The following is an 11,348-nucleotide window of genomic DNA, read 5'->3' on the forward strand; positions in this document are numbered from 1 at the left end:
CAGCGCGTATGATCTACCGTCGTTATGCTGAACGGTGGAACATAATCGCGTGAAAAACTCTCCTGATACCCTTAATCCAAACGCTATCCGGGTTCGTGGAGCCCGCACCCACAACCTTCAGCAGGTGAGTGTTACCATCCCACGCGACCAGCTTACCGTCATTACGGGGCTTTCTGGCTCGGGAAAATCGTCCCTCGCTTTCGACACGATTTATGCGGAAGGCCAGCGCCGTTATGTCGAAAGCCTGTCAGCCTATGCGCGTCAGTTTCTTGAACTGATGGGCAAGCCGGATGTCGATTCGATTGAGGGTCTGTCACCCGCCATTTCCATTGAGCAGAAAACAACGTCCAAAAATCCGCGTTCAACGGTTGGGACGATTACCGAAATTCACGATTATATGCGCCTGCTTTGGGCACGCGCCGGAACACCCTACTCCCCCGCGACCGGTCTGCCGATTGAAGCCCAAAGTGTGAGCCAAATGGTCGATCGTGTCATGGCCATGCCTTCTGGCACACGGCTGATGCTGCTGGCCCCTGTTATTCGCGACCGTAAAGGGGACTGCGCAAAAGAGCTGGCAGAACTAACACGGCGCGGCTTTGCCCGTGTGCGCATCGACGGCACGTTGTACGACATTACCGACACACCAAAGATTAACCGCAAAACCCGCCACAATGTCGATGTGGTCGTGGATCGTATCGTCCTGAAAGAAGGTATCGAAACGCGTCTTGCCGATAGTTTTGAAACAGCGCTCACCCTCTCCGATGGCCTCGCCTCTGTTGAGGAAGTGCTTCGCTCTGGAGAAGAGCGCGAGCCTCTCAAAGCGGCCTTTTCCTCACGCTATTCCTGCCCTGTGTCGGGCTTTATTTTAGAGACGATTGAGCCGCGCCTTTTCTCCTTCAACGCCCCTATGGGCGCATGCCCCACCTGTGACGGGCTCGGCACTGAGACACATTTTGACCCCAACCTCATCATCCCCGATGAAAGCCGCACGCTTCGTGATGGTGCAATTGCCCCATGGCGTGACGAGCAAGACCCTCTTTTCGAGCAAACATTGGCCGCCCTCGCTCGCCATTGTGGGGAAGACTTGGATACACCGTGGGAAAAGCTCAAAAGCAGCACCCATGACTTCCTTCTCAATGGCAGTGCCGATCCGGTCAAAATCCCGTATTTGGACGAAGACAACCGCACCCATACGGTCAACCGACCCTTTGAAGGGGTGATCAGTCATCTTCAGCGCCGCCTTGCCCAAAGCCATAGCGTTTATGTGCGCGAAGCCTTGGGCCGTTATCAGTCGGCCATGCCATGCCCCGCGTGCCACGGGGCTCGTTTGCGCCCTGAAGCGCTCTGCGTCAAAGTCAATGATGCGACTATTGCACAGGCCTCTGACCTCACGATTACAGAAGCTCTTGCATGGTTTAGCGGCGTTGAAGAAAATCTCACGCCACAAAAGGCAGAAATCGCCCGCCGTATTTTGCGTGAAATTGTCGAGCGCCTGCATTTTCTCGACCGTGTCGGCCTCGACTACCTCACCCTCTCACGAAGCTCTGGCACCCTCTCAGGTGGGGAAAGCCAGCGCATTCGCCTTGCCTCCCAAATTGGGTCGGGCCTGACCGGCGTGCTCTATGTGCTTGACGAACCCTCTATTGGGCTGCATCAGCGCGATAATGCCCGCCTTCTCGCTATGCTGGAGCGGCTGCGTAATCTCGGGAACACGGTGCTGGTTGTCGAGCATGATGAAGACGCCATCCGCCAAGCGGACTATCTGGTGGATATGGGCCCGGGTGCAGGCACACAAGGCGGCCATGTCATGGCGTACGGCACGCCTGAAGAAGTCGCTCAAAATCCTGACAGTATTACCGGCGCATGGCTCGCTGGGAAGCGCGGTATTCCTGTCCCGGCTCAGCGACGCAGCAGCAAACGGTGGGTCGGGCTCAAGGGGGCTCGCGGCCATAACCTGAAAAACGTCTCCGTCAAAGTACCGCTGGGCACCTTTACCGCTGTAACGGGTGTGTCAGGGAGTGGGAAATCAACCCTCATTACCGACACGTTCTATAAAGCACTCTCACGTCAGGTGATGAAAACAGGCGCTGTGCCCCTGCCTTATAGCCGCCTTGAAGGGGTCGATCAGCTCGATAAAATTATCGAAATCGACCAATCCCCCATTGGGCGCACCCCTCGCTCTAACCCCGCAACCTATACGGACCTCTTCGCTCCAATCCGCGATTGGTTTTCTGAACTGCCTGAAGCCAAAGCACGCGGCTATAAACCGGGACGCTTTAGCTTCAATGTGAAAGGCGGACGGTGCGAAGCCTGCCAAGGGGATGGCGTGCTGAAAATTGAGATGCACTTCCTCCCCGATGTTTTTGTGACCTGCGACACCTGCAAAGGCGCGCGCTATAACCGCGAAACGCTGGACATTACTTTCCGGGGGAAATCCATCGCCGATGTGCTAGCCATGACGGTTGATGAAGCCCTACCCTTCTTCCAAGCCGTACCGCGCATTGCAGAGCGCCTGTCTATTCTCCAACGTGTTGGGCTAGGGTACGTCGCTCTCGGTCAACAAGCCACGACCCTTTCTGGTGGGGAAGCCCAGCGTGTAAAGCTGGCCAAAGAACTCGCCCGTCGTGCAACAGGCCGCACGCTCTATATTCTGGATGAACCCACCACCGGGCTTCATACCGAGGATGTTAAGAAGCTCCTCGAAGTGCTGCATGCCCTCGTTGACCAAGGCAACACCGTGTTGGTGATTGAACATAATCTCGATCTCATCAAAACAGCCGACTGGGTCATTGATGTCGGCCCTGAAGGGGGTGCCGGCGGTGGGCAGATTATCGCCACAGGCACCCCTGAAGAGATCGCAGCCTGTAAAGACAGCTATACAGGCCAGTTCCTCAACGATATGCTTGCCCGTCCTTCGCTTGCAAGCGAAGCAGAGCGTCCCAAGGGCTCTAAAGACAAGCCTAAAAAGACTAAGAAAAAAACCACCGCGAAAAAGAGCGGGAAGAAAGACAAACACTCATGAGTGCCGCCACCCTTTCTTGGGCCTTTCTCTTTGTCGCCATCGTGCTAGAGGTGGGTGCTACAAGTCTGCTGAACCTCAGCGATGGCTTCCGCAGGATACTGCCCACCATCGGCTCTCTCGCGCTGTATGCTGGGGCGTTCTACTGCCTGTCTTGCGCACTACGCCATATCCCCCTTGGCATCGCTTATGCCGTCTGGTGTGGCTTTGGCAGTGTGTGCATTGTGGCGATCGGCGTGGTGGTTTTTCGTCAGTCCTTTCCCCTCCCCGCCTATGGAGGGATCGCCCTGATTGTGCTTGGCACCATTTTGGCCAGTCTGTTTGGTGGGGTTAAAGGCTGATCCACGCTTATGGCACTGATAGAACGCCTTTTCTTGCCGCCTCACTCAAAACGACGATGGGGACTTGTCTCTTTCCTCCTCATCGCTCTCGTGGGGCAACTGGGCCTTCAATCATTCGCTTATAGCGGCGAAAGCCCGCGCGCAACGCTCTACCGCTTAACCTCTATTGATATTGCCCCTCAATCGGCACCCATAGAGGCACCGCACTGCGCAGAAGGGCACCATCACCACCCGGTTTCTCACCATCAGCATGATGGGGACTGCCCGCTTTGCCCACTTTTGGGGCATATCCTCTTTGCGCTCAATGCGCTGGCTTTCTTCTTAGGCACTGGTGCGCTCATGCAGGCTCTATGGCGCTGCACCCCGCCATCGCAAGCGCCGCCACGCCTCACACGCGACCGTCCCCCCAGCCGCGCCCCACCACTGCCTGCCTGAATCTGTTCTCGTAACACCCCTGCCCACTATGGCGATGAGGGTGTTTTGCCGTGACCTCTTTCAGGATAACATCTCGTGTCCTCTACTGCTCCCTTTGCGCACTGCTCTGCGCATAGGCCGCGAACCCCTGTGTTCCCAGCCTCTCTGCTTGTTTGTACGGTAATCACCTGCGCACCTTTTGGCGCTGCCTCCGCCCAAAGCACCGCCGTGCCCTCCTCACCATCCGCCTCTCCTGCGCCAACGGAGAGGATGACGGTTGTCGGCAGTCGGCACTCTTTCCAACAAAGTGCTGACACACTCTCGCTCTTCAAAGACACACCCGGATTTAGCTCTTACGCCACAGGAGGCACAGCCTCTCTCCCCGTTCTCAACGGCATGGCTGATGACCGTGTTGCAAGTTTTGTTGACGGCATGCGACTGGGCTCTGACTGCCCTAACCATATGAACCCCGCCTTTTCGCAAATTGACCCAGACGCCGTTGCGACCAGCAGCGCCATTGCGGGCATAACCTCGGTCAGTATGGGCGGTGACAGCACAGGCGGAACCATTTCTGTTGAACGCAAGGCCCCGCAATTTGCTCAAAAGGGGAATATCCTCGTCACAGGGAATGGACGGCAAGACTGGCGCAGTAATGGTGGCGGTTCTGGTGCCTCTGGGTCTCTCACCATCGCCAATGACAGTTTCAGCCTGCGTTATGAAGCCTCCTATAACCATGCCAGCGATTATAGCGCAGGCGGCCGTGGCGGGCGCGTCCTCTCCACCAGCTATCTCAGCTATAATCACGCGGTAACGGCCGGCTTTAAGCACCGAAACCATCAGTTTAGCTTCACCTTTGGCCAGCAAGATGTGCCTTATGAGGGCTTTCCCAATAGCTATATGGATGAGACCAATAACCGTTCAACCTTCGTAAACGGCAAATATACAGGCCAGTTCCATTGGGGAGAACTTGAAGCGCGCGGATTTTGGAAACGCACCACCCATGCGATGAATATGCTGTCTGATAAAGGCGGGCATAGCGCCACTACAGGCATGCCGATGAATAGTGACGGGCGTATGGCTGGGTATGCCATCACTGCTACCATCCCCCTTACCAACCGACACCACCTAAAAGTGGGAAGTGAATTCGAGCATAACGGGCTCAATGATTGGTGGCCCCCCGTCATGGGCAGCATGATGATGGGCCCCGGTACCTTCCATAATCTCAATGGAGCCTCTCGCAATCATCTGGGGCATTTCTTCCAGTGGAATGCACAATGGACACCGCGTTTTTCCACCGAACTCGGAGCCCGCAGTGACGTCATTATGATGAACACGGGCCCGGTCAGCCCCTATAGTTGGGGAGGGATGAGCGGCATGATGGGGATGATGGGGGGCATGGGTATGATGAGCATGGGAGACGCCAAAAATGCCCATGCTTTCAATGCCGCCCATCGTGGTCGCACAGACAGCAATCTCGACATCACCGCCCTCGCACGCTGGAACCCAACCGATCAGATCAGCCTAGAAGGCGGCTACGGGCGTAAAACACGCTCCCCCAACCTTTATGAACGCTATGGCTGGAGCCAAGGCGGGATGACCGCCAAAATGATTGGCTGGTTTGGCGATGGAAACGGCTATGTCGGCTCGCTCAATCTCCGCCCTGAAATTGCCAATACCGCAAGCTTTACCGTGCATTTTCATGATGCCCACCATGCCGTATGGGACGTGATGATCCAGCCCTTTTATACCTATACGCAGCATTATATTAACGTGGTGCGGCTGAAAGGGCTTTCACGCGGGTTTAACCTGCTTCAATTTGCCAACCATAATGCTCAAAGTTACGGCATTAACGCCGCAGCACACACGATTTTATGGGACAGTCACCGTTGGGGAATGGGCCATCTCAGCACAACGTTGAACTGGGTGCGTGGGCAGGATAATGTTACCCATTCCGGCCTTTATCAGCAAATGCCCCTCAACGGAACCATCAGCCTGCACGAAACGCGCGGCCCTTGGTCGGGGCATGTCGACCTCACTCTTGTTAAAGCCAAGCACACCGTTGACTGGGTACGCAATGAGCCCAAAACCCCCGGCTACGCCCTGCTGGGGCTCGGCATGGGCTATCATTGGCGTTTTGTCCGCCTTGACCTGAGCTTAGAAAACCTTCTCAACCAGCGCTACTTCCTCCCCTTAAGTGGGCGGGCTTTGTCCTCGCTTCCATCGGATGGCTCTCTGCCCTCTCCGGTGCTGGGCATGGGGCGCTCGGTCAACCTTACCTTGCGTGAAAATTTCTAAGAGCCATACAGGGCATCACTCATCCCCCAAACGCCTCCATAATGCTTACAATACACCCACAGCATTATAAACGAGGCTCTCACACAAACGGCCATGCAGTTTTCACACTACATGGCCGTTTTCTTGAACCGCTCAAAGCATGTTTTAAACTTGGGTTTCAGCCTTTTCCCCAAGATGCGCCTTCCCACGTTTTTCAGCTAATTTCGCTTGGTGTTGCCGCTCCCGATAGCGCTGACGCTGGGCGTCCGTGCGCGTATCATAGCAGTGAGGGCAGCTCACCCCCTCTTCATATTGAGGAGAGGCTTTATCCTCATCATCAATGGGGCAACGGCAGGCGTGACAGAGGTCATAATGCCCCAATTTCAGCCCATGTCCTACCGAAACGCGTTGGTCAAAAACGAAGCACTCTCCATCCCAGAGGCTTTCTTCTTCCGGGATTTCCTCAAGATATTTCAAGATACCACCTTGAAGATGGTACACGTCATCAATCCCTTCCTCACGCGCAAAGGCTGTCGACTTCTCGCAGCGGATCCCCCCTGTGCAGAACATCGCCACTTTGGGCGTACGCCCTTGTGCCTCAATCTCACGGCGCCAGTTCCGGAACCATTGGGGGAATTCACGGAATGTTTTAAGGTCTGGGTCAACCGCGCCACGAAACGTACCAATCGCCACTTCGTAATCATTGCGCGTATCCATCACGACCGTATCCGGGTCAGAGATCAGCGCATTCCAATCTTTAGGTTTTACATAACGCCCCACGCAGGCCAGCGGGTCGATATTTGGTTGGCCCATCGTGACAATCTCACGCTTAAGCTTCACCTTCATACGCAGAAATGGCATGTCTTTCGCGCGGGATTTTTTGAAAACAAATCCCTCACAACCTGGCAACTGGTTAATATAGGCAAGAACGCGGTCAATCCCTTCATCAGACCCTGCGATTGTGCCGTTAATCCCTTCTGCAGCCAAAAGAAGGCTACCTTTAATACCAGCCTCCCGACAGCACTGTAGCAATGGCTCGCGCAACGCTTCATGGTCGCTAAATCGTGTGAAATGATACAAAGCCGCAACGCAAATGGGCAGATCAGTTTCAGACATCATGGTATCTCCCAAGTTATGGCCTCTCTCACATGTCCAAAGGCCATCTTTTTACTGCGTTCTTCCCTAGCATATTCTTCCCTGCATGGGGAGAATAGAGCCAAAGGACACCGACACAAAACGCTCTCACTTTGGTGACAATGCCCTATAAAGGTCAAAATTCTTTCCCATAATATCATTTCTTCTCTTCATGACTTTGTTCTTATAACTGACTCTTATGGGCTTTACCTGCTCATGGCTCTTTCTTCTTGTACGTCCTCCCGCAGCACGTGGCTCTCCCCATGGGGGTATGCTGGTTTTCTGGTCCTTTTTTGCGCTCAAGAAGCGCGCGCAGACCAGCATCTTTTCAAGAATTCACCCAGCCCGTGGCTCCGTGACGTGACGCTCTCTGGACTGCTCGAAGGTGGGATTACAGCGAACCCGGCCCGGCCGCATGACGGGGTAAATTTTGGTAATTTTATCAGTGATCGCGCTAATCAAGCACAAATTAACCAGCTTGAACTCACTCTAGAAAAAGCAAACGACCCGACCATCCCCCGATATCAAATCGGCTTCATACTTGAAGGAATGTATGGCTCAGACCCCCGTTATTTCCACCTCTTGGGCGTCTCCAACAAATTAACAAAAGACCGCTACCAGCTTGTCCCCGCCCAAGCTCACGTGAATTTTCACCTCCCCATTTTGACCAAAAAGGGTCTCGACCTCCAAGCCGGTATTCTCCAAACCCCCATGGGAGTGGAGCCTCTCGATCCTTCCGAGCGTCCCTTTTACACATTGACGTATATCTCCCAATATTCTGCGCCAGTCGAACATCTAGGCGCAATGGCTTATTGGCATCTTACCCATAGGGTCGACCTCAATTTTGGGATTGATAGTGGCAACCAAACGACGTTTGGCCACCGGGAAAATCATGGCTCCGCCGCCGGTTATGTCGGGTTTACCCTCAATAACTTGGCACATGGAAAACTCACCATTGTTGAACTCTCCCGTATCGGTCCTGAAAACACCGTCTCTCCTGAAGGTACTCCCCACAAAGCGCAACGCTACTGGAACGATATTGCCGCTTATCTCAGCGTTACAAAACGTCTTTCCCTCACGGGAGAATTCAACTTTCTTCGCGATAACGGCATGCGCACTAATGCGTGGGGGCTGGCTACTTTTCTTTCCTATAAACTCTCACCAACAGTGACCTTCAATTACCGAGGTGAACTCTACCGCGATAGTTCCGGCAATCTTGTAGGCAGCACGACGCCCCAAGGCACAGCTCTACCCACCACGTTTGGTGCGCTCAGCCTCGGCTTTGCTTATAAACCAGACTTAGGGCACGGAATACGCGTGTTTGAAATCCACCCAGAAATCCGTTTTGACCGCTCTCTTAATGGACGACGCATTTTTAATGATCGCCGAAATATAGGCATGTTCACCTTCGGAGGGGACATGATGATCGGCTTTTAACCCCAAAGCCACCGCCTCACCGTATGCGCCCCCTCACTCTGTTCTTTTCGACGATACACGCGTCTTACTCTTTCGTTTCTTTCCCAATTTCGGCACAGCATAGTCCTGACAAACACGATCAATCGTCGCTTTGACGTAGTCCGCAGTAATAATGCGTGTGCACTCAAAGAAACGCGGCGTATCCTTATGCCGCGGGCAAAACATGTAATCATCATGTTTAAAGGGCGTGCGCACATCATGCCAGCAGCTATTACAACCATGCGTTGAAAAAACACGATACGGCGTGTGAAATTCATTACTTGGATGGGTAAAGCCGCTAATGAGCACGACTGGTGTTCCTACTGACCATGCCAACCAAGAAAGACCTGACGACAAACCAACAAAGAAATCCGCATGTTTAAGCCAACGTGCGCGTTCCTTTAGAGGACGATTGCCTGTTTCGTCCTCGACCCCATTGGGAATCACGTTCCAATGGATCGAACTAGCGACAGCAGGGTCACGGTCAATGCAAATAACCCGATAGCCTTTTTCTTTAAGATGCTGGATTGTATCCATCCATCCTGTCGGATTGTTCCACATTTTACAGCCACATGAAGCTTGCACAGCCACAACTACGTAAGGCTCTTCTATCGGGCGTGTCTCTTCATCCTCAATAGCAACACGCGGCGCTTCTTCTGTTGGGTCAACACCTAAAATATACCCGGCAGTTCGATGAAGCCCGACATAGCGGAAATCAGCCGGTTGCCAACTATTCTCCTCATCATCAAAGAACAGGCCCAAATAATAGGTCGCGTAGAGCGTCTCACGAATAGCATCAAACTCATCCGCTAAGATAAACCGAATATCTGGATAAACAGGCTCTAATAACTTCTTCAACGGTTCTGACAACATAACAGTCAGGCGGCATTGATGTTTTTGCGCAAACCGCACCGCATAGGGGAACCAACCTAGGGAATCCCCCAATGTCCCTCCAGGCATGACGACAGCCACATCTTTGCCTGCTGCGTCATAATCATGGGTCCAAACAATCTCGCCATCTTTCTCAAGCTCAATCCGCGCATTAATAAAATGGCGTTTGCGCGATAAAACCTGAAGAGCATCACCCTCCGTTTGATAAAGAACCGTATATGTATCAAGGTCTCTAAAACGGATTGTCCATTTCCCCGGCGGCAAAAGCGCCCGGATGCCTATATTAAAATCAAACCGCAGCCCATGCGCTCCCTCTTGTGTCGGCATAAAAACCGGATCGGGGAAGGGCATTCCCTTCATCATCCCAGCCCCGGCCTTTTGATCGTCTGAAGACGTGTGCGACGATGCTGAGGATGCCGATGATGCCGATGATGCCGATGATGCCGAAGCACTAGACGATGGTTGCGCGGAAAGAGAGCGCCCATCCAGATAAACCGAAGAGGAAGAACGAGAAGACAAAGAAGACGTTGATGATGACGGCTCAAAACCCGACACTAACGAACGCTTCTCTGGCGCTGAAGATGGCCCTTTGAGGGTCACAATATCATTAAGAATGCGGCTTTTATCATGTTTATCAGTCATCACGCTGCACTCCAAACCCTGGGATAGTCTCTATAACAGACGTCACATGCTGTGCAGAAATAGCCCGGGTACATTCGAAAATACGGTCTGTTCCCTTATGATACGGACAAAAGAGTGGATCTTCTGGATGGAGGCGCTGCGTCACATCATTCCCACAGCTATTGCAGACATGGCGGTTAATAATCCGATACGGCGTGTAAAACTCATTATAAGGCTGTGTATAGCCACTAATCATCACCACAGGTGTTTCTACCGCCCATGCGAGCCATGATAATCCAGATGATAATCCAACAAAAAAATCAGCATGTTTGAGCCAACGCGCCCGCTCACTCAAAGGTCGATCGCCTGTTTCATCCTCCACACCATGTGGAATCATGCGCAGCGCTGTTTCCGTTCCACCAATCCGAGACCGGTCAATGCAAATCACACGATAGCCATGCTCTTTCAAAAAACGCACCACCTGATACCAGCCCACAGGATTGTTCCAATATTTACTCAACCCTGACGCTTGCGAGCCAATACACACATAACGCTCTTTTATGGGGCGCCCACCCGGATCAATCGTAATGCGTGGTCGACGCTCCGCATAAGGGAGCCCCAACGTATCAGCCCCCATATGAATCAGGCCAGATTGGCGATAATCAATCGGTTGAAAATTATGCTCTTTATCTTCAAAAAACACTAAAACACGATAATGCGCATAATAACGCTTCATCGCGTCATCATCGACATTTGAAACAAAGTGAATATCAGGATATGTCTTCTCAAAAAGTGGAATAAGCGCTTCTTGCATACAGCACGTCAGACGGCATTGATGGTGCTGAGCAAAAGCAGCAGCATGCCCTATCCATGCGAGCTGATCCCCTAACCCACCCAAATGCATGGTGATGAGCACATCACGCTCTTTAAGGTCACAATTATGAGTGAAAACGAGCTTATCGTCTTTCCATACTTTGATCTCGAATGGAATATAATAGCGCTTAGAGCTTTGAACCATGCCTGTTGATGTAAAATCATGCTGATACACCACCGTATCAGCAACTCTATCACGCAAGCGGATGCGCCAATTACCGCCTTCTGGCACCCATACACGGCAACCATCCACAAAGTCATAGCGGATGCCTTCTGGGCCTTCTTGTGTCAGAACTACTACGTCACTCATCAGTCCCGCCTACGCG

At 52.9% G+C, this 11,348-nt stretch carries 8 protein-coding genes; 5 read left to right on the plus strand and 3 right to left on the minus strand.

Annotation, left to right across the window (positions count from 1 at the left end; all coding sequences use genetic code 11):
- Window positions 1-49 precede the first annotated feature (49 nt).
- The 4 genes from uvrA (at window position 50) to F457_RS12085 (ending at window position 6,069) form a co-directional block, all read left to right on the plus strand.
- Window positions 50-3,022 carry an excinuclease ABC subunit UvrA gene (uvrA, locus tag F457_RS0103615; RefSeq protein WP_026294157.1) on the plus strand — a complete coding sequence of 991 codons (2,973 nt, stop codon included), beginning with the start codon at window positions 50-52 and terminating at the stop codon, window positions 3,020-3,022.
- The gene (locus F457_RS0103620; RefSeq protein ID WP_018979773.1) at window positions 3,019-3,360 is read left to right on the plus strand and encodes a DMT family transporter; all 342 of its coding nucleotides are present in this window, start codon (window positions 3,019-3,021) and stop codon (window positions 3,358-3,360) included. The genes uvrA and F457_RS0103620 overlap by 4 nt, the downstream gene beginning before the upstream one ends.
- A 9-nt stretch (window positions 3,361-3,369) precedes the next feature.
- Window positions 3,370-3,795, plus strand: a complete 426-nt coding sequence (locus F457_RS13220; protein WP_018979774.1) for a DUF2946 family protein — start codon at window positions 3,370-3,372, stop codon at window positions 3,793-3,795.
- Window positions 3,796-4,044: 249 nt separating this feature from the next.
- Window positions 4,045-6,069 (plus strand): TonB-dependent receptor plug domain-containing protein, encoded by a 2,025-nt coding sequence (locus F457_RS12085; RefSeq protein WP_018979775.1) that lies wholly within the window; start codon window positions 4,045-4,047, stop codon window positions 6,067-6,069.
- A gap of 144 nt (window positions 6,070-6,213) precedes the next feature.
- On the opposite strand, the gene trhO is transcribed toward F457_RS12085, so the two are convergent.
- Window positions 6,214-7,164: an oxygen-dependent tRNA uridine(34) hydroxylase TrhO gene (gene trhO, locus F457_RS0103635; protein ID WP_026294158.1), complete on the minus strand. Its 951-nt coding sequence runs from the start codon at window positions 7,162-7,164 to the stop codon at window positions 6,214-6,216.
- Between the two features lie 234 nt (window positions 7,165-7,398).
- Between trhO and F457_RS0103640 the strand changes: the two genes are divergently transcribed.
- Window positions 7,399-8,619 carry an outer membrane beta-barrel protein gene (locus F457_RS0103640; protein WP_018979777.1) on the plus strand — a complete coding sequence of 407 codons (1,221 nt, stop codon included), beginning with the start codon at window positions 7,399-7,401 and terminating at the stop codon, window positions 8,617-8,619.
- Window positions 8,620-8,652: 33 nt separating this feature from the next.
- On the opposite strand, the gene F457_RS12090 is transcribed toward F457_RS0103640, so the two are convergent.
- A complete protein-coding gene (locus F457_RS12090) occupies window positions 8,653-10,170 on the minus strand; it encodes an autotransporter strand-loop-strand O-heptosyltransferase (RefSeq protein ID WP_018979778.1) in 1,518 nt (505 codons plus the stop codon).
- On the minus strand, window positions 10,163-11,332 hold the full coding sequence (locus tag F457_RS0103650) for an autotransporter strand-loop-strand O-heptosyltransferase (RefSeq protein WP_018979779.1): 1,170 nt from the start codon (window positions 11,330-11,332) through the stop codon (window positions 10,163-10,165). Before F457_RS0103650 ends, F457_RS12090 begins: the two co-directional genes overlap by 8 nt.
- Window positions 11,333-11,348 lie beyond the last annotated feature (16 nt).

Source organism: Saccharibacter floricola DSM 15669, assembly GCF_000378165.1.
Taxonomy (GTDB): Bacteria; Pseudomonadota; Alphaproteobacteria; order Acetobacterales; family Acetobacteraceae; genus Saccharibacter; species Saccharibacter floricola.